The organism is Microcoleus sp. ARI1-B5 (genome assembly GCF_036705795.1).
Lineage (GTDB): Bacteria > Cyanobacteriota > Cyanobacteriia > Cyanobacteriales > Microcoleaceae > Microcoleus.
The window spans coordinates 280,796-306,464 of record NZ_JAUBVK010000007.1 but is presented as its reverse complement, the minus strand read 5'-3'; the positions used below and the strand labels follow the sequence as shown (position 1 = coordinate 306,464).

General features: G+C 45.5%; 20 protein-coding genes and 1 tRNA gene. 12 read left to right on the top strand and 9 right to left on the bottom strand.

Going from position 1 to position 25,669, the window contains the following annotated elements:
• Nucleotides 1-423: 423 nt before the first annotated feature.
• Together cofG and QUB63_RS14420 are read left to right on the top strand one after the other, a co-directional pair.
• Nucleotides 424-1,380 (top strand): 7,8-didemethyl-8-hydroxy-5-deazariboflavin synthase subunit CofG, encoded by a 957-nt coding sequence (gene cofG / locus QUB63_RS14425; protein WP_332945938.1) that lies wholly within the window; start codon nt 424-426, stop codon nt 1,378-1,380.
• Between the two features lie 183 nt (nt 1,381-1,563).
• A complete protein-coding gene (locus QUB63_RS14420; RefSeq protein WP_332945937.1) occupies nt 1,564-1,986 on the top strand; it encodes a hypothetical protein in 423 nt (140 codons plus the stop codon).
• Nucleotides 1,987-2,084: 98 nt separating this feature from the next.
• Here the strand turns inward: QUB63_RS14420 and QUB63_RS14415 are convergent, their stop codons facing one another.
• The 3 genes from QUB63_RS14415 to cpdA form a co-directional block, all read right to left on the bottom strand.
• A complete protein-coding gene (locus QUB63_RS14415; protein ID WP_332945936.1) occupies nt 2,085-2,861 on the bottom strand; it encodes an SDR family oxidoreductase in 777 nt (258 codons plus the stop codon).
• Nucleotides 2,862-3,068: 207 nt separating this feature from the next.
• Nucleotides 3,069-4,547 (bottom strand): alpha-amylase, encoded by a 1,479-nt coding sequence (locus QUB63_RS14410; protein WP_332945935.1) that lies wholly within the window; start codon nt 4,545-4,547, stop codon nt 3,069-3,071.
• 167 nt (nt 4,548-4,714) lie between these two features.
• Nucleotides 4,715-5,656, bottom strand: a complete 942-nt coding sequence (cpdA, locus tag QUB63_RS14405) for a 3',5'-cyclic-AMP phosphodiesterase (protein ID WP_332945934.1) — start codon at nt 5,654-5,656, stop codon at nt 4,715-4,717.
• A gap of 14 nt (nt 5,657-5,670) precedes the next feature.
• Here cpdA and QUB63_RS14400 point away from each other — a divergent pair.
• The 7 genes from QUB63_RS14400 (at nt 5,671) to QUB63_RS14370 (ending at nt 13,388) form a co-directional block, all read left to right on the top strand.
• Nucleotides 5,671-5,741 (top strand) — tRNA-Cys (locus QUB63_RS14400).
• A gap of 383 nt (nt 5,742-6,124) precedes the next feature.
• Nucleotides 6,125-6,463, top strand: coding sequence for a DUF433 domain-containing protein (locus tag QUB63_RS14395; protein ID WP_332945933.1), 339 nt, complete (start codon nt 6,125-6,127; stop codon nt 6,461-6,463).
• Nucleotides 6,441-6,812 (top strand): DUF5615 family PIN-like protein, encoded by a 372-nt coding sequence (locus QUB63_RS14390; protein ID WP_332945932.1) that lies wholly within the window; start codon nt 6,441-6,443, stop codon nt 6,810-6,812. Before QUB63_RS14395 ends, QUB63_RS14390 begins: the two co-directional genes overlap by 23 nt.
• A 47-nt stretch (nt 6,813-6,859) precedes the next feature.
• On the top strand, nt 6,860-7,468 hold the full coding sequence (locus QUB63_RS14385) for a Uma2 family endonuclease (protein WP_332945931.1): 609 nt from the start codon (nt 6,860-6,862) through the stop codon (nt 7,466-7,468).
• A 616-nt stretch (nt 7,469-8,084) separates the two neighbouring features.
• Complete coding sequence (locus QUB63_RS14380; protein ID WP_332945930.1) at nt 8,085-10,997, top strand: CHAT domain-containing protein; 2,913 nt, start codon at nt 8,085-8,087, stop codon at nt 10,995-10,997.
• Nucleotides 10,998-11,106: 109 nt separating this feature from the next.
• Nucleotides 11,107-11,382 (top strand): hypothetical protein, encoded by a 276-nt coding sequence (locus QUB63_RS14375; protein ID WP_332945929.1) that lies wholly within the window; start codon nt 11,107-11,109, stop codon nt 11,380-11,382.
• Nucleotides 11,383-11,873: 491 nt separating this feature from the next.
• On the top strand, nt 11,874-13,388 hold the full coding sequence (locus QUB63_RS14370; RefSeq protein ID WP_332945928.1) for a hypothetical protein: 1,515 nt from the start codon (nt 11,874-11,876) through the stop codon (nt 13,386-13,388).
• 322 nt (nt 13,389-13,710) lie between these two features.
• Here QUB63_RS14370 and QUB63_RS14365 read toward each other — a convergent pair whose 3' ends face one another.
• A complete protein-coding gene (locus QUB63_RS14365) occupies nt 13,711-14,181 on the bottom strand; it encodes a DUF4079 domain-containing protein (protein WP_332945927.1) in 471 nt (156 codons plus the stop codon).
• Between the two features lie 96 nt (nt 14,182-14,277).
• On the opposite strand from QUB63_RS14365, the gene QUB63_RS14360 reads away from it, so the two are divergent.
• Complete coding sequence (locus tag QUB63_RS14360) at nt 14,278-15,759, top strand: ankyrin repeat domain-containing protein (protein ID WP_332945926.1); 1,482 nt, start codon at nt 14,278-14,280, stop codon at nt 15,757-15,759.
• Nucleotides 15,760-16,023: 264 nt separating this feature from the next.
• On the opposite strand, the gene QUB63_RS14355 is transcribed toward QUB63_RS14360, so the two are convergent.
• Both QUB63_RS14355 and purH read right to left on the bottom strand, forming a co-directional pair.
• A complete protein-coding gene (locus QUB63_RS14355) occupies nt 16,024-16,962 on the bottom strand; it encodes a 2OG-Fe(II) oxygenase (RefSeq protein ID WP_332945925.1) in 939 nt (312 codons plus the stop codon).
• A 297-nt stretch (nt 16,963-17,259) separates the two neighbouring features.
• Entirely contained in the window at nt 17,260-18,804 is a 1,545-nt protein-coding gene (gene purH / locus QUB63_RS14350; protein WP_332945924.1) for a bifunctional phosphoribosylaminoimidazolecarboxamide formyltransferase/IMP cyclohydrolase, read from the bottom strand.
• 477 nt (nt 18,805-19,281) lie between these two features.
• On the opposite strand from purH, the gene QUB63_RS14345 reads away from it, so the two are divergent.
• Nucleotides 19,282-21,174 carry a PAS domain S-box protein gene (locus tag QUB63_RS14345; RefSeq protein WP_332945923.1) on the top strand — a complete coding sequence of 631 codons (1,893 nt, stop codon included), beginning with the start codon at nt 19,282-19,284 and terminating at the stop codon, nt 21,172-21,174.
• A 73-nt stretch (nt 21,175-21,247) separates the two neighbouring features.
• Here the strand turns inward: QUB63_RS14345 and glcD are convergent, their stop codons facing one another.
• The 3 genes from glcD to QUB63_RS14330 all read right to left on the bottom strand — a co-directional run bounded on the left by glcD (nt 21,248) and on the right by QUB63_RS14330 (nt 24,203).
• Nucleotides 21,248-22,723: a glycolate oxidase subunit GlcD gene (glcD, locus tag QUB63_RS14340; protein WP_332945922.1), complete on the bottom strand. Its 1,476-nt coding sequence runs from the start codon at nt 22,721-22,723 to the stop codon at nt 21,248-21,250.
• A gap of 13 nt (nt 22,724-22,736) precedes the next feature.
• Nucleotides 22,737-23,621 (bottom strand): DUF6671 family protein, encoded by an 885-nt coding sequence (locus tag QUB63_RS14335; protein ID WP_332945921.1) that lies wholly within the window; start codon nt 23,619-23,621, stop codon nt 22,737-22,739.
• A 189-nt stretch (nt 23,622-23,810) separates the two neighbouring features.
• On the bottom strand, nt 23,811-24,203 hold the full coding sequence (locus QUB63_RS14330) for a transporter (protein WP_332945920.1): 393 nt from the start codon (nt 24,201-24,203) through the stop codon (nt 23,811-23,813).
• Between the two features lie 157 nt (nt 24,204-24,360).
• Between QUB63_RS14330 and QUB63_RS14325 the strand changes: the two genes are divergently transcribed.
• The gene (locus tag QUB63_RS14325; RefSeq protein ID WP_332945919.1) at nt 24,361-25,539 is read left to right on the top strand and encodes a glycosyltransferase family 2 protein; all 1,179 of its coding nucleotides are present in this window, start codon (nt 24,361-24,363) and stop codon (nt 25,537-25,539) included.
• Nucleotides 25,540-25,669 lie beyond the last annotated feature (130 nt).

Sequence of the window (25,669 nt, the reverse complement as noted above, 5' to 3'; positions counted from 1 at the left end):
ACCCAGTTGCAGAACTGCTCCCACAGGTTGGCGCTTTCGCGCTGTTGTAAGGTGGCTGTCATGTGTTTATGATTGCTTTATTTGGTTTTCAATGTTCGTGACGGCTTTGTGTTCCGCCATGTAAATAAACATAAAGCTTTTATTTCAGTTTGTAAAGGGGTTTTAAGCACAGCTTTTGTTATGACTGTCATAAGCAGAGCTGATTAGAAGCCGGAAGGCTTGCTATATGGGTTTTTCAAAAGCAGAGTGCGGAATTTGCGGGCGATCGCACCAACAAGAAAAATGCTCATAATCTACCTGGGCAACGAGATTCGGGACTTGCGTCAGTGTTAAGATACATGAAGGATTGCGATCGCAAACCGCAAAACTCGCACTGACAGATATATGTTGTTGCCCAAGTCCGATCGATAAAAGTCTCAAGGAATGTCTCGCACAGTCACCTACAGCCCTGCTTATACCCTGGTTCCAACCTACGAGTGTTACAACCGCTGCACCTATTGCAATTTTCGGGCAGAACCCCTGCAAAGTCCTTGGCTGACACTACCATCCGCCGAAAAACAGCTTTTGCTGTTGCAAACTCAAGGTGTAATTGAAATTCTCATCCTCAGCGGCGAGGTACACCCTCACAGTCAACGGCGAAAAGCTTGGTTGCAGCGGATTTACGATTTGTGCGAACTCGCACTTGCTCTGGGATTTTTGCCGCATACTAATGTGGGGCCGCTCAGCTTTGAGGAGATGGCACAGTTAAAAAAGGTAAATGTATCGATGGGGCTGATGCTAGAACAACTTGCCCCACATTTGTTACAAACTGTTCACCGACACGCACCGAGTAAAGTGCCGGCCCTGCGCCTGCAACAGTTAGAATGGGCTGGGGAATTAAAGATTCCGTTCACAACTGGTTTGTTGCTGGGAATTGGGGAAAGTGAGGCCGATTGGATTGAGACGCTCTCGGCGATCGCCCGCATTCATTCGCGTTACAATCACATTCAAGAAGTTATCCTCCAGCCACACAGTCCGGGAAATCAGCAAAGTTGGGACGGTGAAGTTTTTGATGCTACAAAAATGCCGGAAGTTATTGCGATCGCCCGCAGCATTTTACCCGATGAAATCAGGCTGCAAATTCCGCCAAATTTAGTTGCACAGCCAGACATATTGCTGGCTTGTTTAGAAGCCGGTGCTAGAGATTTAGGAGGAATTGGGCCGCGGGATGAAGTTAATCCCGATTATCCTCACCTGCAACACCAAACTTTAACAGAAATTTTAGCAGCATCGGGATGGCAACTCGTGCAGCGTTTGCCTGTTTATCCTCAGTACGATAAGTGGCTGCAGCAGACATTGCAAAGTGCTGTCAAACAATGGAAACTTGGGAATATTTATTAAATATAAGGCGTTTACCTCACTTATTTGTTGAGATATCATATAGGGGATCTTGGTCAGGTGAGGTATATTCTTGGAGATCAAAAGCTGGACAATCGAGGGATTCAGCATACCTCACGAGGGTGAGAAAGGCTATATGTAAATAGAATTTATCAGTTTGCGGGCAATCTTATGTTCAAAAATCTTGTGATTAATCTAATCTTCACTGCCGGAGTTTTCTTTCCTTCTTTTTCTGGTGGGAGCGTCGCTACCCCGTTGCTCGAAGTTCAAAATCCCAGCGCATATCCGGAGGCTGACAAAAATGGAGACTACCGCATTGTTAACGGTAATAGGGGAGTCATGCCTTGGGTGTGGGAAGCCGTAGATCCAGAAGGTTTGAATGTTCGCTGCCAAGATAGGACTGGTCAAAGTAACCGACTGGATATGCTTGAGTTGCCAGTTGATAGGATTATGCCAACTGGAGAAAGATTTGATACTGTTGGAATTTCTCTTGACCGGCGGGGAAAACCTTGGCTATGGGTTGGTACTTCATTCAGTCGATTTCGCTGCTGGGTCAGAGCTAATACAAATTACGTCCGACCGATTCAAAGAATTAATCGCAACCTATAGGCTTTCTTGCTATAGTGAGGTATGTTAAATTCCTTTATTGGTATGGTTTTTAGCTTCCAAGATATACTTCATGTGACTAATAACCGCTATATCAGATTTTAAATCAAAGAACCGCCACCATCAATCCACACTTCAGTGCCTGTGATAAAGCTGGACGCATCGGATACTAAAAATAAAACTAATTGGGCGATTTCTTCGCTAGAACCGGGGGTATTATCCGTCAAAGGAATCAGGTCTTGAATGGAATCAGGCTCGAGTGGAATGTCATCAAGATGGCGCTTAACGGTGCTTTCCTCAATGGAAGTCACCACCGCGCCCGGACAGATAACATTGACTCTGATTTGGCTGGGAGCAAGTTCTAGCGCCAGCATTTTCGCTAAAGCTACTTGGGCCGCTTTGCTGGAAGCGTAAGCTGTGGCGCCAACTTTCTTGAAACTTCTGGTGCCATTAATCGACGATGTAATGACGATGGAACCTCCTTGTTTTTTCAGATAAGGAACAGCATACTTAACAGTCAAAAATGTTCCTCTGAGGTTGGTATTAATTGTCTTGTCCCACTCTTCGGGTTCTATCTCCTCTATCGGCGACCATACACCGTTAATACCCGCATTTGCCAACACAATATCAATTCTTTGATATTCATCAAAAATGGTTTGAAATGCCTGTTGCATTTGCATAGAATCGGCCACATCTGCTGCAATAGCTAGCCCGCAGCCTCCTTCATCGACCAACTGGCGGACGGTTTCTTGCCCGGTTTCTAAAGTGCGATTGATAATAGCAACTTTTGCGCCTTCCTTGGCGATTAAAATTGCTGCTGCACGTCCAATTCCCGACCCGCCGCCGGTAATAACGGCAACTTTTTCTGCTAGTTTCATATTTTTTTTAGGTAAATAATTTTGGGGCGCGATCGCCTAAAAGTAAGATTGGAGAGAGGACTGAAGTCCGATGCTGCGAACAGGCTTTAATCAGCAAAAATAAGAAATAGCGAAGTAAAAAATGGTTTGATACGACGATCGTAGCCGTAAGGTGCGCAGCGCGCACCCTACTTCAGATAGAGGATGCCGTCAAGATTAAGGTCATGCTTAGGGCTGAGGAACCCAGACAGAAACTGAACCGGCGTTGCACCTAAAATCAGCCCAACCATCGTCATTAGTTGCGATCGGTTCTTTGATGTGTTCGGTGATGTCAATATAAGTTCGATTCGGCTGTCCGACTTCCATAAACTTGGTGCCATCGCCTCCGTTACTGAGTACCACAGCCATGCCGCCCGGATGTTCTTCATCTCCGAGTCGCGTCCAGCCAATTGTGTTGGCGTGGTCGAAGTAATCGTACTGATTGCCGTAGGAATAAGTTTGGCGCGCTAACAAGAATTTATCGAGAATTGACTGATGTTTTTCTAACCAAATCTCGTATTCGTTGCCATCATTTGCTTTATCCTTATAGTTAGCGCCGTAATAATCGGGGTAAAAAATGCACGGATATCCTTCGCTTCGCAGCAGGATTAAAGCGTAGGCAAGGGGTTTAAACCAAGCCTCGACAACCGATTCTAGGGATTGTAAGGGTTGGGAATCATGGTTGTCAACCAAGGTAACGGCGAGGGCGGGTTGCTGTTGGACGAGGGTGTTATCAAAAATTGTTCGCAAGTCGTAACTATTGCCGGCCTTGCTAGCAGCGTGGAAGTTGTAGTGGAGGGGTGCATCAAATAAGGATACTTTACCGTCCGTTGCTTGGATGAAGTAGTGCAAAGCTTCTACTTCATAAGACCAATATTCACCGACTGCAAATAAGTCGCGTTTGGCATAGTTGCGGACGTGTTCCAACCATTCTTGGAAAAATTCGGCTGATACGTGTTTGACGGCATCGAAGCGAAAGCCGTCAACGTTTGTTGTATCGAGATACCACTCACCCCAGTATTTTAATTCGCCGGTGACTTCTGGGTTGTCCATATCTAAATCGCAACCCATCAGGTAGTCATAATTGCCTTTTTCTAAGTCTACTCCTCGATCGAATTCTTTGCCTTTTAGCAGGTAAACGGCATTGGCTTCTGTGTTGTAAGTGTTGTAATCAATGGCGTCAAAATGCCACCAATGCCACTCCATGCTGGAATATTTTTTGTCGCGACCGGGGAAAGTAAAATGCGTCCAAGCTTTGATCTTTTGATATTCGCCTACGGTGTCATTCCGGTTGTCGGGATTGAAGGGTGTGGCTTCGACTTCTTCTTCTGCATCGGCACCTAATTTGTGGTTGAAGACAACATCGGCATAAATCCGAATTCCTGCATCTTGTGCAGCTTTAATCGCGCGCAAATACTCATCTTTTGTGCCGTATTTCGTGCGTACCGAGTCTTTTTGGTCGAATTCGCCTAAATCGAATAAGTCGTAGACGCTGTAACCTACATCCAGAGCGCCGTCTGTTCCTTTATAGGCGGGTGGCAACCAAAGGGATGTAACGCCTATTTTGGCTAAATCTTTTGCAGATTCTGCTAGCTGATTCCACAGGTTCCCGTCAGCGGGGCTGTACCAGTGGAAATACTGCATCATGACGCCATTGACTTGAGACATAAATTTAGTTTTTCCTGTTTTGTGAAGTTGCGATCGACATTTATGTTCGTAGCTTGCTAGTTTACGTATGTCTGCGATCTATGGTCAACAAACATCATAAAAGATGGGGTTGCTCAAAACAATCTATCTGTTGATGGATTGACAACAGAATGTAAATTTGATAAAAATTACTTCAGGCAGATCGGAGATTGGGGATCGGCTGGTAGTGCTGCGGCAACTCGCTCAACTCTGGTGTTCCAAGTACCGTCGATCGCCAATTCAAGCAACCTAAATCCCGGCGGGATTTCGTCAAGAATAATCGGATGGCTTTTGGGTAAAAGTTGGATGCAGGTACTGGGTGTACCTAAGTAGGAAACTAAGCCTCGCTGTTGGTGAAATTCTTGGTGAATGTGGCCGCAGAGGACGATTTTTATTTGAGGGTATCGATCGACAATTGCCAAAAATTCACCGGCATTGTGCAGCATCATTCCATCCATTATTTCACAGTCGATCGGCAGCGGGTGATGGTGCAAAGCAATGATAACAGGTCGATCGCCGGTTTGTTGCAGTTGAGAGTCGAGCCACTGCAAGCTTTCTGGGGAAAGCCGCCCGCCGTCGCATCCCGCTTCCACACTCGAAAGTAATAGAAATTGCCAGTTTCCCAGCATCCACGATTTTTCTGGGGAAATCGGCGGCTGATTTAAGATTTCTGCCATAACTGGGATGTTGTCGTGGTTTCCAGGTATCCAGTAGGCGGGAATTCCCAGGGGGGCGATGAGGGAGACGAGGATCTGGTAGGATTCGGGTGTTTCGTCTTGCGATAAGTCGCCTGTCAGCAGCAGTAAGTCGGGCGACGGCTGTATCTGTTGCAGGCGATCGAGAACTGTTTGCAGGGTGCGGGTTGTTGAGATCCCTTTCCATTGTCGATCGAACTCTGCGAAAAGGTGAGTGTCGGTGATTTGGGCGACGAGTAGGGGAGAAGCTGGTGTCATGGCTGCTGTTGCTGGCGATCGAGCTATTTCTAATGTAGCCTGGGATGGGGTTGGGGGGGCGATCGAAAAAAAGACGAGGAAATTTTTGACAGGTATGTTCAAATAATCAGGATTTGGTGTATTATCGTATAACGTCAATTTTCAGACGTAACGGCGGCATAGCCAAGTGGTAAGGCAGAGGTCTGCAAAACCTCCACCCCCAGTTCAAATCTGGGTGCCGCCTTTTTTAATTAAAGTGCGATCGCCCGTTAACGAAGTCTTCTGCAGGCGATCGCACTTTTCAACGATCTGAAATAAAGTAGGGACACGGCACTAAAGTAAATCTAATAGTCTTGGGCGGACGGGTCGTCAGAAACCGGGTTTTTTTACGAAAATCCTTCGTTTTAACCTACAGATTAGGTAAAAAACCCGGTTTCTTTGGTTTTGATGCGTGCACGACTGTCTAAGGTGTCACAATTGTGTGCGATCGCCAGATTGAAAGTTTGACAATTCTCCGGTTAACCATCCATAAACCGGGTTTCTGCATCGGTGATATAATCTAACTATGACTATGGCAAATAAAAAAAATTACCTTAACAAGTAAATCAAAAAATGGAGTAATCAACCATGATGATAGAAGAATACTTAGATTTTTTAGCAGCCGATGACATCCGAGTAAAAGGGACAAGAGTCGGAATAGAAAGCATCCTTTATGAATATATTTATCGGCAACGTTCACCAGAGGAAATCTTAAAACACTTTTCCACTCTGAGCCTCGCTCAAATTTACGCGACAATCCTTTATTATTTAACCAATAAAGAAGCTGTAGATCAATATCTTGCCGACTGGTTAGAATGGTCGCACCAACAAAGAAAAGCCCAAGAATTAAATCCCCATCCAGCTTCGATTAGACTACAAAAAATCAAGATGGAAAGACAGAAAAATGGCACTAAAGTATCTCATTGATGAAAATGTCGATCCGATTTATCCTACTCAAATTCGGATTCGACAACCGGAATTAGTGATTGGGGTTATTGGTGAACCTTTTATTCCATCCAAAGGAACTAAAGACCCTGATATTTTAGAATGGTGTGAAGAATATGACTTTATTCTAGTCACGAATAACCGTAAATCGATGCCAGTTCATTTAAAAGATCATTTGCAAGCCAATCGTTATATTCCAGGGATATTTATTTTAAGTGCGAATTTAAGCGTGGGGCAGAACATAGATGAATTAATTTTAATTGCCGAATCTTCTTTTGCTAATGAATATCAAAATCAAATTATTCATCTACCTCTCACTAAAATAGAATAATAACTCTTCTTATGTTAAAATAATCTTAGAACATTGGAGGTTTTCCCGTGATTCAAGCGATATCTAAGTTAATGACTTTCGATGACTTTCTGGAATGGAAACCAGAAAACGGACGCTATGAACTACGTAATGGAGTTATTGTTGAGATGCCTAATCCAACTGGTAAACATTCAGTAGTCGCAGGTTTCCAGGCGCTAGAATTTGGTTTTGAAATTAGGCGTTTACAACTTCCTTACTTTATTCCCAAGGAATGTACAATTAAATTCAGCGATAACTTAGGCTACGCTCCAGATGTGATTGTATTAGATAAACAAGCCGTAGAAGTCCATGAGTCTCGATGGGAACGAGAATCAGTTATTACTCATGGAGATTCTGTTAAGTTAGTTGTGGAAGTTGTTAGCACAAATTGGCGCGATGATTATGCACACAAGATGATCGACTATGAAGCATTAGGCATTCCTGAATACTGGATTGTCGATTATTTGGGTTTGGGAGGTAGGCGTTATATTGGTTCTCCAAAACTGCCTACTTGGTCGGTTTGTCAATTGGTAGATGGTGAGTATCAGATTCAGCTATTTCGGGGAGATGAAAGAATTGAGTCGGCGGTTTTTCCAGAGTTGAATTTGACGGCGGAACAAATTTTTAAGAGCGGGTAAATCTATGGCTAATCTGGAAAGCATTAAGCCAATCAAAAGATGAGAATATAGCGGTTTTTAGTCTAGTGAAGTACAGATTATCCGGTAGGGAAACGCCACTGTCCATTAGTATCAAATTAAGCCTAAAAACTTTTGTAGATCTCGTTTATTGCCAAATCCCGATCCCCCTCGCATACCCCCTACTCGACCCCTACTCCCCGCATCGTTGCGGGAGTAGGGGTCGACTTTGAGCGCTTCTTGTTCCCCCCGACTATCCGGGGGGTTAGGGCGGATATGGGCTTAATCGTCAAAAATTACGAGACTAAAGAGAATACTCTTGTCCCCCCCTTAAGAAGGGGGGTTAGGGGGGATCTGGCCTCGGCTATAAACAGAAGACTGTGACTAACTTTGAGCTTAAGTTTACACGCCTTGGACACTGCCATGTCCTGTATTTGATTTAACCAGAAACCTCAGACAAACCGAATTAATTTCATTACCACCAATCAAGTAATTTGTCAACAAAAACTGAGCAACTAGGCCGCTAGATTGGAAAATTAAATAATTCTTGCAGTTTAGCTGGGGCTGCTTGTATTTGTGGTACAAATGAGGGAATAAAGAATGTTGAAGGTCACGCCTCATGGATGAAAACCGCGTCCGAGCTTACCTGAATCTGATTCAATTGCTGCTGAGTTGTCCGTCTGGGGAAGAGGGGAATGTATTGCAGGAGCACTCTGAGTTTGTTGACTCAGGTTTGATTGAAGTGATGCAGGAAGTGGCGAGTCGGATGGCGGCGGATGGCGAACAAAATGCGGCTTTTTTGCAGCAATTGGCGGGTCAAATTAGTCAAGCTTTGGCTCAAGGGACGCAGGGAGGGAATGCAGACCGCAATTCTGTTTATCTGCAATTGATTAATGCGCTGCTGAGTTGTCGTAACGGTGAGGAAGAGCAGCTTTTACAGGCTAACTCCCAATTGCTGGATGCTGGGTTTCTGCAAGCTTGCGAGGCAGTAGCGGCAACTTTGGCAGAGGAAGGAGAGGAGAATGGGGCTAGTTTTTTGCGAAATCTTGCCAGTCAGGTAGGGGAATTCTTGGGGATGAACCTTCGGGGAGATAGCGATAAATCTGAGGGTGAAAGTCCGCAAGAGTATTCAAGGTTTATCCTAGAATTATTGCAAGCAGAACAAGATAGCAAGAGCGACGTGGCGGTAATTTACCCGCTGTTAGCGCAACGGCAACATCTCCTTAATGCCCGTTTGGCTGAGACTTTACAGCAAGTCGCGGATAATTTAATTGCCGAACATCCAGAAGCAACTAGAGATATTGTCGGCATTATTGAAAATTTGAGTATTCATATTAATAACTTTCCTTTGGGGAAGAAAGCAAATAATATTGAAATTGCGATCGCAGGTTATCAAAGAGTTTTAAGTAATCGGGAACCGGGGAGCGAAAAATGGGCCGAGACGCAAAATAATCTGGCAAATGCCTACCGTAACAGAATCAGGGGAGAGAAAGCTCAGAATATCGAAATGGCGATCGCATTTTACACTGCGGCATTATCCGTTCGCACCCGCGATGCCTTTCCCCAAGATTGGGCAACAACGCAAAATAATCTGGCAAATGCCTACAGTAAAAGAATCAGGGGAGAGAAAGCTCAGAATATCGAAATGGCGATCCTTTATTACCGAAATGCACTCAAAGTCCGCACCCGCGATGCTTTCCCGCAAAGCCATGCTGAAACCTTATTTAATTTGGGGCTTGCCTATCGAGATGTTCCCAACTTGCAGCTAGCTCACGATACTTTTGCTGATGCCATTAACACCGTAGAATTACTACGGAGTGAAATTCATTCGGGCGATGAAACTAAACAGAAATTAGCCGAAGAATGGAATGAACTCTATCGAAATATGGTAGAAGTTTGCATAGAACTAAAAAACTATACCGCAGCCATAGAATACGCCGAACGCAGCAAAGCCCGCAACTTAGTCGAACTCCTTGCCACCCGCGACTTATACCCCAAAGGTGACATTCCCGAAACCGTTATCAACGAACTCTCGCGCCTGCGTCGAGAAATTGATGCCGAACAGCGACGAGTGGACATCGAACAGACAAATCGTAACAGCAACGGGGGCAGGATATGGGGAGAACGCAGCCCCCAAATCGACAACCTACAAAGCACCAGTCGGGATCAATCCCATCTCACCCAATTACGGCAACAATTAGATGAATTGATTGACCGCGACATCATACCCATCGATCCCAACTTTGTACTCACCCAAAAAGTTAAAGGCATCTCCTACAGCGAGATTCAATCCCTCACAGCAGAAAACACCGCGATTATTGAGTGGTACATTACAGGCGACAGACTTCTTGCTTTTATCATCACCTCAGAATCACCAACTCCTACAGTCTGGCAATCCTCAAAAGCCGACTTTCAAGCCTTGGTAAATTGGGGCAACGAGTATCTCAAAGACTACCGAAAAAACAAAACTCAATGGCGGGAAAACCTAGCCGTCAGCCTCGAAAACCTAGCTAAAATATTGCATCTTGACGATCTTCTGGGGAGGGTTGCCAAAAAGTGCGATCGACTAATTCTAATTCCCCACCGCTACCTGCATTTATTTCCGATTCACGCCTTGCCAGTTAGCCGTGAAATTTGGCAGCGATTTAATTCAGAAACCCCGTCTCCAGAACCCACCAATCCCTGCCTGCTAGATTGCTTCAAACAAGGTGTCAGCCACGCCCCCAGTTGCCAACTCCTGCAACAAGCACAAAGGCGAAAACGACCCAATTTCACACAACTATTTGCCGTTCAAAATCCCACCAATGACCTAAAATTTACCGATATAGAAGTACAAGCAATCCGCCATCATTTCCCACCCGAAAATCAAGATATCCTCATCCAAAGCAATGCCAAAAAATCAGCTATAAATGACAGCAGCCTCCGCATCGCCCACTGCACTCACTTTAGCTGTCACGGCTATTTTAACTTTGAACAACCTTTGCTGTCAGCATTGCTGCTAGCCGACAGCGAATTACCCCCACCACCGCCAGAATCAAATCCCAACCGTTATCAACCCTTACAAAATGGCAACATCCTCGACCTGGAAAAATGCCTCACCTTAGCCGATATATTTGCCCTCGACTTGCGAGAATGCCGCCTAGTTGTACTCTCAGCCTGCGAAACCGGCATCAGCGACTTTAACAGCATCAGCGATGAATATATCAGCTTGCCTAGCGGTTTCCTGGTGGCCGGCAGTTCCAGTGTAGTACCGACACTTTGGACTGTTAACGATTTGTCTACTTCATTTTTAACGATCAAATTTTATGAAAATCTCCAAGCCGGATTGAGCGTCGCTGTTGCCCTCAACACTGCTCAAATTTGGCTGCGGGATGTTACGGTAGAAAAGTTACAACAGTGGACAAGCAAACTTTCCATCCGTCCCTCCTTAAAAGAGGCGCTATACGATATACTCGACAACATAGATTCCACAGCAGAACCGCCGTTTCGATCGCCCTACTATTGGGCTGCATTTTATGCAACTGGTCAGTAGAAATTAGATAATTATGCTAGAAGGAAATAGTCTAAAAAATATCAACGCTTTCATCTACCTCATCAAAAATCTGAAACCCCTGTTTTTGAAATAGAACAGACATGAAGATTTGGAGCGATCGAAAGATAATTTCCGAGAAACAGAAGACGAACTGGCTGATGATATCATTGAATGGTGTGCGAAGTACGCCGACATTCAACAAGCATTGCGCCAGACTCGCAAAGAATTGTCTGCGGCAGAAACTCCATTAACGGAATTAACAGAGGGCGATCGCGTTCCCGGAAGCACTAAATTAAATCCACCACCACCGCCTCCTCCTCGCAAATCTGCCAGAGAAACGCTATTAAATGCCATTCAAGAAAGTTTCCCCAACCAGTCAAAATAGAAGACAGGGCGGTTTAAATTATAGCAACCGCCAATTCGATGGGACAAATTTTAGGGTTTATACATTTTTATTGGGTGTGGTATAATAATTCATAAAAAACCTCCCAAAATCCTGTAGGGGCGGGTTCACCAACCATCTATAAAACCAACCAAAAATATCATAAACCCGCCCCATCCCAGCCATTGTTTCCGTCAACATTTTACCCATAAATTATGGTATAATTCATAAAAAACCTCCCAAAATCCTGTAGGGGCGGGTTCACCAATCATCTATAAAACCAACCAAAAACCTCATAAACCCGCCCCATCCCCGCCATGGTTTCCGCCAACATTTTACCATAAATTCATCGTACATTTATATTGTTGGTGGGCGGGGGCGGGTTTATAATATTATTGGTTTTTACCATGAATGGTTGGCGAACCCGCCCCTACAAGTTGGGTTGATTATTATAATATAACGTGTCTTATCTAAACTGTATTGGGATGTAGGTGATGAATAGCACTCAATTGACAGGCAAACTTGCCAACCCAAAACTAACGCTGTTTGCCTTTCACTTGTGCAACAACCTTGCCAAAGGCGACCAACAAACTGTAGACTATGCCGACCATTTATGGCAGCAATGCGTTGCCTTGGGAAACCGACTGCAAACCAATCCAAAACTCGATTCTTTACCCGAATACCTTGCCAACAAAAAGAGCCAAAATAGCCAACCAAGCGACTATTTAGAACTTTATGAGTCCGATGGTAATAAAATCCTACCATTCACGACTCTCAGCCAACCGGACAAAGTACCCCTAGAAGGCGCAATTTATCCGGTGCAACTGCATGACACTTACGCCCTTGACTTGACGCTGCTAGCCGCAGATACACTAGAAATCAACCAACTAAAAAATCTAAATTTTCAAGGTTGTCTGCTACCCCATAATATCCAAGCATCACTGGGACAAACGTTGGTATTATTTGCCAAGCCAGTTGATTTTTCTGGTAATCATCAAGAATTAGCCGTAGCTTGTGTAGAAGCCTTGTTTCAAAATGTACAAAGCCTGCCCAAACCCTATTTAATTGCACAGGGCCAACTTCTCGGTAGTCCGATTTTTGAATTTGACAATGCTCAAGAAAATCCCAGTTTAAACTGCCATATCCTAGTCTGGTTAGATACCGATGAAAAAACTTCCGAGTTAGAGGATAGTGGTTATTATTATCGTCCGCTGCTGAATTTGTTATGCTGTCGGACTAAAATCATTTACACCTATTACCAAGCGCAGCGCTGCAACGAGGAAGCGAGGAAACTGTACAGCAAATTAGAACAGAAGGTGGAAGAGTTTAGCAAGTTAAAGTCAGAGCCAAAAGAGCGACTGAAACAACTGGAGGATTGGCTGATTCAACTTCCCCAAATCGGGTTTGAGTATGCCCGCTATTTGCGAGATATAGAACTTCACCTGACTACAATTGAAACGAATGCTGAAAATTATAGTTACTACCACAAACAAATTGTCAGTTTCAGCATCGAAGGAACAGATAACTTAGATTTTATCCAAGATTTTTTGACTGGGAGTTGCCAGATGTTTCAGAAACAGATTAAAATCAACATGAGTTATCTTACCGCAGGACGGCAATTGTTTCAACAGATGATTGAAACTATCCGAATAATTGTGGAATTGGAAGGTCAAAAACAACAGGCCAAGTTTGAGCTAACAGAAAGAAAAAGCGATGCCGAATTGCAAAACACGATTCAATCGGTAGGTGCAGGCATCGGTGCAGGCATCGGTGTAGCCGGAATCATTGCCAGCAGTTATCCTCTGATAACGCAAGTTCCAATAGCACCTTTTTCTACATCTTTACCGCCCCATCCCTTTGTATTATCTCTCTTCTTCAGTTTGTTATTCGGCGCAGGCTTTGGCTTTGGTACTTGGCGGTTGACTCGGAGAATTAAGCCCAAAGAGAGAGAGAATAGGAATCAGATAAAAGGCTGCAATGAGAATAACTCGGATTTACAGCGCGGATAGTTTTTAAGGGGATGAAATAGATGACACGGCGCCGTGTACATTGGTGTCAACTTCAGCCTCAAACGCTTGATAAATCTCGTTTATCCCCTAGGCTATATCCCCCTAAATCCCCCTTCAACCAGGGGAGTAGGGGTTGACTTTGACAAGATTCTTTTCCCCCCCTGGTTGAAGGGGAGTAGGGGTCGAGTAGGGGGCTCTTCCTGCGGGGGGATCAGCGCCTAATTATCAAACAGTAGACCGGTAATACATTTGACCTTAAATTGACACTTTCCCAAAGGCATTGCCGTGTCGTTACCTGAAAACGGGTATATTACCCTAACCGTTACATTTTACTGATAATCCTTTGCACGATTTCCACACCTGTTACCGCCTGCCAGCCAAACAGCCCCAACAGCGCCACATTCAGGAAGATGTGAGTGTATCTCGCCCAATTTTGACCTTTTTGCATCAAAGGAGTCAGCGAGGCTGCGATCGCAATTATTGCGGTCATTCCCAAGCCTGCTAGCAAGTGCGGGCCGACAAATAGTTTGCCGTTGTTGATGTAGGTGACGGCCATTCCGCCGATCGCGCCTGTTACCATTAAGGCTAGCAGCAAAGCACCCATCTGGTGGTGCTTGATATTGAATTTGCCCTTAATTAACTCTTTCTTGACTTCGCCTTCCGCACTTCTGGTACGGCGGATTTGAATTCCCAGATACAAAGCATAAAATGAGATTGCTAGCAATACCCACATTAAAACTGGGTGGAAGAATTGGCTCCAAACTTTCACAGACTGCGGAATTTCCAGATTCATAGTGTTCTCAGGATTAGCAAACATACTTCATAAAACTTAGCATACCAGTAAGTCCGTCTCGTGCGACGGTACAAATATACGGTATGAGAGACTATTATGCCTGCCACTAAACAAGACGCTGTATTGATCCAAGCCGCCAAGACTGGCAACATTATTCACGTCCAAGCCTTACTCGCCAAGGGCGTTGACGCTAACGCCAAAGACTCTGAGGGGACGACGGCTTTGATGTTTGCCGCCCAAAAGGGCTATACGGAAATCGTGCGTATTTTACTAAACAATGACGCTAATGTCAACCATGCGAGCAGGCGTTTTGGGCTGACGGCTTTGATGCTGGCGGCGGCTCACAAACAGGCTGATGTTATGCGGCTGTTGTTGGCTGAGGGTGCTGATGTTGATGCTAAAAATGATGATGGAAGTACGGCTTTGATGGCGGCTTCTCTCAAAGGCGATATCAATGTTGTGCGGCTTTTACTTGATGCTAAGGCTGATGTGAATGTCCGAGATAAAGATGGAGATTCGGCTTTGAAAATAGCGGCTTTATCCGGGCACGAAACTGTTGTCAAAGCTTTGGCTGATGCGGGTGCTGTTGCTGACAATTCTATGCTATTTTTAGCTGTCAGTCAAGGTAGCGCTGAAATTGTCCGAATTTTGCTCGCTCGCGGCGCAGATGCTAATGTTAAAAATCTAGAGAGCAAAACTGCTTTGATGCAGGCACAGGCGGCGGGCAATTTGGCGGTTGTCGAGGCGCTGTTGGCTGCTGGTGCTGATGTGGAAACTCGCGACAAAGACGGGGAAACTGCTTTAACTTTGGCTGCGGATTTGGGCAATGTTGATGCGGTGCGGGCTTTGCTGGGTGCAGGCGCTAATGCGAATGTGAAAAATGGAGATGGGGGCACGGCTTTGATGGCTGCCGCTGCTGGGGGCAATTTGCCGATCGCACATATATTACTAGATGCTGGCGCCGATATCAACGCTAAGGACAGAGATGATGAAACTGCTTTGAATTTTGCGGTGGTTGAAGGCTGCGAAGATGTGGTGGAATTGCTCTTAAACCGAGGCGCTCATGTCGGTTCGAGAAATCGGTTGGGCGATACGCCTTTGCTGGTGGCGGCTGTTCACGGTCACAGTGCGATCGTATCGGCTTTGCTGCAAAAAGTAAACTCAAATCAGGCTGATTTTCTGAATGCTAAAAACTTTGGGGAGACGGCTTTGACGCTGGCTGCTTTTCACGGACATACCGAGACGGTTAAGGCTTTGCTTGACGGCGGTGCAGATCCGAATATCCCGGCGGATTTGGGGAAGACGGCTTTAATGAAGGCGTGCGATCGCGGTTATGTGGCGATCGTCCAAATATTAGTCGAAAAAGGCGCGGATGTCAACTTGCTGGATGAATCGGGCGCAACTGCTGTGATGTGGGCCGCCCATCGGGGTTATGCTGATGCAGTCAAGATTTTAATCGCCGCTGGTGCAGAGTTAAATCACAAAAACCCGGGAAATTATACAGCTTTAATGTTAGCTGAATTTAAAGGTTATTCCACTGTGGCGAAATTGCTGAAAAATGCCGGAGCACAGGAATAAAAATCGCATCGTGGGAGATGCAGACGGCGGTTGAAACGGCGTCTATACAAACTTTCGTCCGCCTCCGCAGACTGAAGAAAATGCCGTGTCCAGAAAAAAAACGTAATGTTAACCGTCCATTCTTCAACCCGCTCCCGTCGCGTGAGTGTTTTTGTAGACGCGGTTTCAACCGCCGTTTTATCTTGAAATTATCTGCGTTTATCTCCGTTGCATCTGCCTTAAATCTGCGGTTTTGCTATTCATAAAATATTTATGCAACAAGTCTCAATCTGCTTTCCGCACCCAGCCATTAATAGTAAAGCGACTATCAGCAAAAGCTTTCGAGGGACAGCTAACTCGCAAAACTTCGTGCATATAGCGGCTTAGAAAAAATACGATGCTGTTATTGCGAGGTTCAACAGTTCTGAATGTCTCATCTGCAACATAAAAGTTGTTCTCGATTTTGCTGTCGTAAATCAGCAATTCGCCACCGGAAAAAGCCTTAGGTTCTCGATTGAAATAATAAACGTAAGTAAAAAATCTGCTGGCGGTATCGGGCGAGCCGCTATCGTTGTGAAGTTTATAAAAGTTGTTGTCATTGTGCATAGTTAGCTGAGCTTCAATGTCACCAAGCGGAAATGATGGGATATTTAATTTGCGCAGCACGTTCGGGAGAATTCCTTTAATGCGATTAACCATCAGTTCGGAAAATTCGGGGAAGGAGTGGAGTACCATCGAACGGCGGTAATCTTCGGCATTGGTTGAGGTGCTGGTAGTTACAAATTCGGATTCTTTTGCTAAAACGTATTTGATTAGTTTGTTCTTTTCTGCGGCGGTGAGAAAGTTGTCTATTTGGGCGTAGCGAGATATTAAGTCGTCATTTACAGGCGCAGGGGCGGGAATTTCTGCGGGAATTTCTGCGGGAATTTGTACGGGAATTGCTGGCGGCAGCGGTTGCATTTGCTGCAAGTAAATTGGGGGTTCTGTGACTAATCCGATTAGGTGTTCGGCGGGAAAGGAAAGGCTGGAACGCCCGTCGTCTATGGGGATTTGGAATAATGTGGAAAAACCGGGTGTTGGTTGCGTGCGATCGACTAATGTTTTGACAAGGCTGTGCAATAATGGTGTGTCTGATTTGAGAATGACGGTGCACTGATGTCCGCCGATTAGCAGGATTTTAACTTTTACGTCTTGGGGTTGAATTTGCTGTTGAGTGTAAGTCATAATTTTTTTAAGGACGCAACTGGAAAATTGGTAGGAATATACTTCGGTAGGATATAACAGTTTTTATTGATGTCAACAATCGCGTGAAACCCACAGTCCGCCAGGGGTTAAAACCCCTGTCTAATAGCGAAAGTCCTCTCAAGAGGACTGATGAGTTCTTTAGTCCTCATAGCGAGGACTTCAGCTATTAGCCAGGGACTTAAGTCCCTGGCGGTCTTTCGGGCCCGAGTTAAGACCAATGAACACTATTATATCCCTATAACAGTCTACACAATTGAGAATTGCTAGGTATTATTCCTAATGCAAGAAGTGGCGGATATCGGTGAAAACCATTGTGATTCCGAGTTGGTTGGCTGCTGCGATCGAATCTTTATCGCGCATACTTCCTCCGGGTTGGACGATCGCAATTATTCCGGCCTCAGCAGCCGTTTTTACTGAATCGTCGAAGGGGAAGAAGCCGTCGCTAGCCAAAATCGCTCCTTTACTCTTCTCTCCTGCTTGTTCCAATGCTAGTTTAACCGATCCCACGCGGTTCATCTGTCCGGCGCCGACACCGATTGTAGTGCGATCGCGCGTGACAACGATCGCATTCGATTTAACGTGTTTCGCGACTTTCCAAGCAAACAGCAATTCTTCCAACTCTCCCGCAGTCGGCTGCTTCTGTGTAACTGCGCGCCATTTGCTAGTTTCTTCTACTGCATTGTCCGAGTCTTGCACCAGCAAACCGCCTGCAATAATTTTAACAGTTTGCGCTGGCCCTTGAGTCAAATCCGGCAAAATTAATACTCGAACTTTCGCCTTTTTCTTGATAATTTCTTCCGCTTCCGGTTCGCAGCCCGGGGCGACGATACATTCTAAAAATGTTTGAGTTAGCGCAGTGGCGGTAGCCGCATCAATCGGGCGGTTGAGGGCGACAATTCCGCCGAAAGCTGAGACTGAATCGGTGTCAAAAGCTTTTTGATACGCTTCGGAAATACTCGCTCCCAAGGCTGTACCGCAAGGATTTGTATGCTTCAGAATAGCGGCGGCGGGAGTTTCTGGAAATTCTACAATCAGCCGCCTTGCTGCTTCTAAATCTACTAAATTATTGTAGCTCAATTCTTTGCCTTGCAGGATGGTGCTAGTCGTCCAGCCTGTGGGTACAGTTCCGCTTTGATACCAGGTGGCTGCTTGGTGGGGATTTTCGCCGTAGCGGAGTGTTTGCAGCTCTTTTCCTGATAAATTAAACTGTTCTGGTAGCTTCGATTCTGGCTCGGATTGGCTGCTGAGATAATTTGCGATCGCGCGATCGTAATTAGCTGTATGCTGAAATGTTTCTAAGGCACATTTTTGCCGAAACTCTAAGGATGCTTCCCCGCCGTTTTGCCGAAGTTCTGCTAAATAAGTATTGTACTGTTCGGGATTGCACAAAACTGTCAAATGAGCGTGGTTTTTGGCGGAAGCTCTCAGCATCGCGGGCCCGCCGATATCTATCTGCTCAATTGCGTCTGCTAACGTTACACCCGGTTTGGCAATTGTCTGTTCAAAGGGATACAAATTGACGACAACTAGATCGATCGCTCGAATTTGATTTTCGCTTAAATCTGCGATGTCTTGCGCTACATCGCGGCGCGCTAAAATACCTCCGTGGATTCGGGGGTGAAGTGTTTTGACTCGCCCTCCCAAAATTTCGGGAGAACCAGTATATTCCGCAACTTTGGTGACTGGGATTCCTGCTTCTTTGAGCGCGCTTGCTGTCCCGCCGCTGCTAATTATGTCAAATTCAAATTCTTCTACTAGACTGCGCGCTAAGTCGATTAGCCCGGTTTTATTGGATACGCTCAGAAGTGCTAGACGTGCCATTGGTTTGAAGTTGCGATCGCAAAAATAGACAGGTTACATTCTATACCACATCTGGCGGCAGCGACATGATTTGGTAATTGGTAATTGTGATTATTTTTTATATCAAAGATGAGCCTGCTTTTTGGTCAGCGTATTTTTTTCAAAATTTATATAATATTTTATACTTGGCAGTTGCTTCTAAATATTTATAACTGGCGCGTCGCTCCTGTTATTTTGTCCGCTGCGAGAGGGATTGAAGCCATTACTCGCCTTAATAGTTCGTCTCCCTACTAGGTAAATGCCGATGTTGTTGAAATTACTTACTCAAGTGGAATAGATCGTTCGATGGAGATAGATCTTGAATTTTAACGATATTTTAGGATGAATTCTAAAAGTAATGTGCTAGCATCGGGTGTAAATTGTTCTGTCCATAAATTTGCCGTAAAATTGGGCGAGCGCAACACTTGAATTAAAAAAAGAATTGGGTAGGGTTTAAATATGTATTTTCAAGAAGCAGATTCAGAAAATAAGCTCAGTAATATTAGCAGTACCTCGAAAATAACTGCTAAAAAAATGACCGAGCGAGCAAACTATCAAGATTGGCCCCAAAATTTAGCCGATAATTCGGCAGAGGCAAGCATTTCAGAAGCTTATAGTGTTAGTTTGTGCGAACAGCAGCAGATGCAAATAGCAATGGAACAGCTAAAGCAGGATTTGAAAGCTAGCGAATCTCGGTTTCGGAATGCGATCGAAAAAAATGCCGACGGCATCGCAATCGTCAACAAGCGAGGACTTGTCTGTTTTGCCAACCCGTCAGCAGAAGCGCTGTTTAACTGCAAAGCAGAGGAACTTTTAGGCAAAGAATTTTTTGGGACTTTGGTAGTAGAAGGTTCAGCTTGCGACATTGAAATGGACGCGGATATTATTCCCCAAGTTGGAGAAACAGAGGCAGCAGGAATTCGCGTCGTGCAAACAGAAGTTGAAGCTATTCGCAAGCACAAAGCAAATGGTGTAGTAGAAATGCGGGTGGTGGAAACGGAATGGGAGGGAGAAATGGCTTATTTAGCTACGCTGCGGGACGTTACCGATCGCAAGCGCGCAGAAGAAATGCTTTGGTTGTACGATCGGGCTATGGCAGCTACCAGCACCGGAGTTACGATTTCTGACGCAACTAACTCAGAATATCCAATTATTTATTGCAATCCCGCATTTGAAAGCATGACAGGTTATCGGCGGGAAGAAATTCTCGGGAAAAACTGCCAATTTTTGCAAGGAAGCGATACCGACTCGGAGGCGCTAGAAATCATCCGCCAAGCCTTGCAAACAGAGAGCGAATGCAAGGTAATATTAAAAAATTACCGCAAAGACGGAACCGCTTTCTGGAATTGTTTCTCAATATCTCCCGTGCGCGATCGAACTGGGAAATTAACTCATTTCATCGGCGTGCAGAGAGACATCACCCATCGCAAACAAGCCGAAGAAGCCTTGCAGAATTCCGAAGCGCAAAGCAGAGAACAAGCAGCTCAACTAGCAGCAGCACTTGACGAACTAAAAACCACTCATTCCCAATTAGTTCACAGCGAAAAAATGTCGAGTTTGGGATTGCTCATTGCCGGCGTCGCTCACGAAATCAACAACCCCGTCAGCTTCATTCACGGCAATCTCGCTCATCTCAAAAATTATACTCAAGACTTGCTGCACCTCCTCGAACTTTACCAACAGCACTATCCCAATCCAGTCGCGGAGATTCAACAGGAAACAGAAGACAATGAACTCGATTTTTTAACTGAAGATTTACCCAGAATCCTGTCTTCAATGAGTGTAGGCGTCGAGCGGATTTGCCAGATTGTTCAGTCGCTGCGGAACTTTTCGCGGCACGACGATTCACAGATGAAACCCGTTAACCTCCACGAAGGTATTGACAGCACGCTGTTAATTCTCAATCACCGTTTGAAAGGAAACGGAGAAATGCCGCCAATTCAAATTGTCAAAGAATACGGAAACTTGCCGCTTGTCGAGTGTTTCGCGGGCCCAATAAATCAAGTTTTTATGAATATTCTCAGTAATGCGATCGATGCTTTAGATGATGTCAATAGTCAGCAAACTTTTCAAGAAATCCCAGAGAATCCCAGCCAGATTATGATTTGCACGGAAGTTAGCGACACTTTTGTAGAAATCAAAATTGCTGACAACGGGCCGGGAATCACGGAGGAAGTTAAGCAGCGCATATTCGATACATTTTTTACTACCAAACCCGTTGGTAAAGGCACGGGCATGGGTTTGTCAATTAGCTATCAAATTATTGTAGAAAGACACAAAGGCGAATTCTACTGTACTTCGGAATTGGGCAAGGGCACGGAATTTACTATCAAAATGCCGATCGCACATTAGTGTAGTTAGCCATAATAAAAATTGTTTGTAGATGCAGCAGACGGCGGTTTCAACCGCCGTGTTATCCGTGGAATTAAAAAACCTCCGCACCCTCCAACTTCTTCATAGTTTCAACCTTAGCCCTCGCCGCTTCTCCGCAAGTCTTCGGCGTCGGAAACATCTTCCCAGGATTCGCCAAACCTTTCGGATTAAACACCTGACGCACCCACTGCATCGTCTCCAAATCTACCTCCGAAAACATATCCGGCATAAAACACTTCTTATCAGCACCAATCCCGTGTTCCCCCGAAAGACTGCCGCCAACTTTCACGCACAGCCTGAGAATTTCCCCGCCCAATTCTTCCACCTTTTCCAGCGCACCTTTTACCGAATTATCGTACAGAATCAGCGGGTGCAAATTCCCATCTCCTGCATGAAATACATTCGCAATTCGGTAGCCGTATTTCTCGCTCAAACCCTCAATCTCTTTCAAAACATAAGCCATTTGCGTGCGCGGAATTACGCCGTCTTGCACGTAATAATCAGGGCTGAGATGACCCGCCGCCGCAAAAGCAGCTTTCCGCCCTTTCCAAATTTTCATCCGCGTTTCTGGATCGTGAGCCGTCGTGATATTTCGCGCTCCATTTTGCTTGCAAATATCCGCAATTCGCTGCTTGTTTGTAGCAACTTCCACTTCTAAACCGTCGATTTCTACGAGTAAAATCGCCGCCGCATCGCGGGGATAACAACCAGTTGCCACCACATCTTCTACAGCATTGATGCTGATGTTGTCCATGATTTCCATGCCGCCGGGAATAATGCCGGCGCTGATAATATCGGAAACCGATTCGCCCGCTGCTTCGATGCTAGGAAAATCTGCCAACAGAACACAAATCGATTCGGGGGCTTTAAGAATTCGCAGAGTAACTTCTGTGGCGATGCCTAAAGTGCCTTCGGAACCGACAAATATACCAGTTAAATCGTAACCGGGCATTTCGGGAATTTCGCCTCCGACATCGACAATTGAACCGTCGGGAACGACCAATTTTAATCCTAAAACGTGATTGGTTGTGACTCCGTATTTGAGGCAGTGCACGCCGCCAGAATTTTCGGCAACGTTACCGCCAATCGAACAAATAATTTGACTGGAAGGATCGGGCGCGTAGTAGAAACCTGCGCCGCTAACTGCTTGCGTTACCCAGTTATTAATTACTCCCGGTTGTACGACTACTTGCTGATTTTCTAAGTCTACTTTCAGGATTTTTCGCATCAGGGCTGTGACAATCAGCACGCAGTTTTCTACGGGTAAAGCGCCGCCGGAAAGCCCGGTGCCTGCGCCTCTAGCTACCCAGGGAATGGAATTGCGATCGCATATTTTGACCAACTGCGCCACTTCCTCCGTAGTTCGCGGCAACACCACCACGGCGGGGCGCTGGCGGTAGCTGGCTAGCCCGTCGCACTCGTAAACAATCAATTCTTCGCGGCGCTGCACTACGCCGTTTTTGCCGACTACAGCCTCAAATTCTTTAATAACGGGTTTCCAGTTGCGTTCTGTTTCTACGGCTATCATTAGTAACTTAATTTTAAGGGTTGCAATACTGACACTGAGCGGGAGCGGCAGTCTCTCGACCGTCGGGAAACAGTTCTTCTTTAGTATAACCGCAGTTTTTGCATTTATAAATTGTCGCTCGCGCTAGCTGAGTCGGAAAATAGCAAAGTCCGCAGGGCAACCCGATTTTCCTATCAGCAACCTCGAATCCCGGCCAACCGCACTCCGGGCAGAATTGCTTGAATTTTTTAACTAAATCGAGAGTTGCATTTTCGATGTTTTTCATCCGAGTTGGATTGTACATCGCCCGCATATCTGTTTCGACGTGAACTTTGCCAGTTGACGATTTTGTTAAGCCTGCTGATACAGCATCAAAAAGTTTTTTTTCAGTCGCAATGCCCTTGACAATTTCACCATTCCCGAGTGCAGGATCGCCAACTACAACCACCAGTCCGTGTTCTGGAAATCCAGCTTTTTTAGCAAAATCCTCGGCTTCTTCTATACTGACAACTAGCTGGTGACTGTAGTTAGTTTCCACGGACAAAGATTCGCCCACAAGTTCGAGATTGTTAGCTCGATCTAATAAAAGTACGATTTCTCTATTAGCTGGCAGATACGGCATCATTGGGTGAGGGCCGAAAGTACCTTCGCTGGCAAATGCCAGAGTTTCGCCCGCAATTTCTAGAGCTTTCTCGGCTTTCTGGCGAGCAGCTTCTATTTGAGTTCCTAATCGTTTAACTTCTCTCGTAAACGTGCCGAAGGTGTCAGTATCAAAATCCGCAGGTACTAGGATGTTGACGCCTAATTCTCGTTCCAAAACGGGAGCCATCACCCGTTCTTTTTGGTGCATAGTAGCAAGAACGGCGGTGCGATCGCTCAATAATTGATTGGGATTCACAGACTCAGAGAACACAGACATACAGCAGCATTATTTTGTAATAAAAGACTCAACTACACCCTTTCAACCGCCCCAAAACCGATACCAACCCGGACTTAATTCCTGGAAAACTCCAAATTTAAGACCTCAGTTAAAGCTCCCCGATTCATCTGTGGAGTTAATCTAAAATTCTTCAATCTTCAAGTCTAAAATCTAAAATCTAAAATCGTATTAGTTGCCGCCAGTCACTCCCCCAGCCTGACCTCTGAGTACAAAAATTACTCCCGTCATAATCAGCGCCACGCCTACCAACCGCAGCGGCGGTAAAGGCTCGTTAAATACAATTTTGCCGCCCAAAACAGTAAACAAGTAACTAATTGACAGTAAAGGCGAGACTATGCTAATGTTGGCGCGAGACAAAACTACGATAAACCCGATCGAAGAAACTGCATACAAACACAGACCTCCAACTATCAAAGGCTGAGTTGCCATTGCTATAACTTTTTCAACTAAATTAGCAGCGCCAATCGGCCCTAAAATTTTAGCTCCTGCTTTCAGACTAAATTGACCCACAACACTGCACAAAATAGCAGCGAGCAAAACTAGAAAAACGCTTCTATTCATAAGTTCACTAACCTATATTACCATCAAAAATTGCCATTGCCAAAAACCGGAAAAACTTTAATTAAGTTTTGTTGAGTTTTCTTCACCACTAATATTTTAAGCAGAGATACTGGAAAAGCAAGTATTGTCGATCGCCAGCCACGCCTGGAACAAACATATGGCAGAACAGACCAACACCAGCGGGGAATACACTCTCGAACTCTCGATACTCATGCCCTGCCTCAATGAGGCAGAAACTTTAGAAATCTGCATCGAGAAGGCACAGAAGTCCCTGCGCGAACTGAATATTGCCGGCGAGGTCATCATAGCAGACAACGGCAGCACTGACGGTTCTCAAGATATCGCCACCAGAATGGGGGCCCGAGTCGTACCCGTAGCAGCCAAAGGCTACGGCAGCGCCCTGATGGGAGGCATCGTAGCGGCGCGCGGAGTTTATATTATCATGGGCGACGCTGACGACAGCTACGACTTTTCCAACCTCGGCGCCTTTGTCGAAAAATTGCGGGGAGGCTGCGATTTAGTGATGGGAAACCGCTTTCAAGGGGGCATCAAACCGGGTGCAATGCCGCCGCTGCACAAATATTTAGGAAATCCGGTGCTGACATGGGTTGGGCGGCTATTCTTTTCAAGTCCCGCCGGCGACTTTCACTGCGGGCTCAGAGGTTTCAGGAGAGACTCAATTTTGAAACTCGACTTGCAAACAACGGGGATGGAATTTGCTAGCGAAATGGTCGTCAAAGCATCTCTGTACAAGTTGGGCATCGCTGAAGTCCCAACGGTACTCTCTCCCGACGGCCGCAGCCGCCCGCCGCACCTGCGAACTTGGCGAGATGGCTGGCGGCACCTGCGATTTTTGCTGCTGTACAGTCCCCGGTGGCTGTTTCTGTATCCCGGTACTGCGCTGATGATGTTGGGTCTAATAGTTGGCATTTGGCTGTTGCCCGGTACTCAACAAATCGGGGGTATCAGCTTTGATGTACATACGCTGCTTTATGCTGCGATCGCAATTATCGTCGGTTTTCAAGCAGTAACTTTCGCTTTCTTCACCAAAGTTTTCGCCATCAGCGAGAAACTCCTGCCCGAAGACCCCAAACTCAATAAAATATTTCGGTATGTTAGCTTAGAGACAGGATTGATTGTCGGAGTCACGCTGATATTAATCGGAATAGTTGGCTCGTTCTTGTCATTAACTATCTGGAGCGAAACTGCTTTCGGTTCTCTAGACCCTTCTAAAACTCTGCGTTTAGTTATTCCCTCGCTCACGTGCCTGACAGTCGGTTTGCAGATGGTTCTCTCCAGCTTTTTTCTCAGCGTCCTGAGCTTGAAGCGCAGGTAAAATAATTCAATCTCACATCTTGTTGTGACAACTTTTAGCAAAGATGATTGAATGTGCAAAATGCTGTGTTAAATCTGTCGCGAAAAATCAGGCTTCACCCATGCAATCAGTGCATCCAAAACCTCAAATC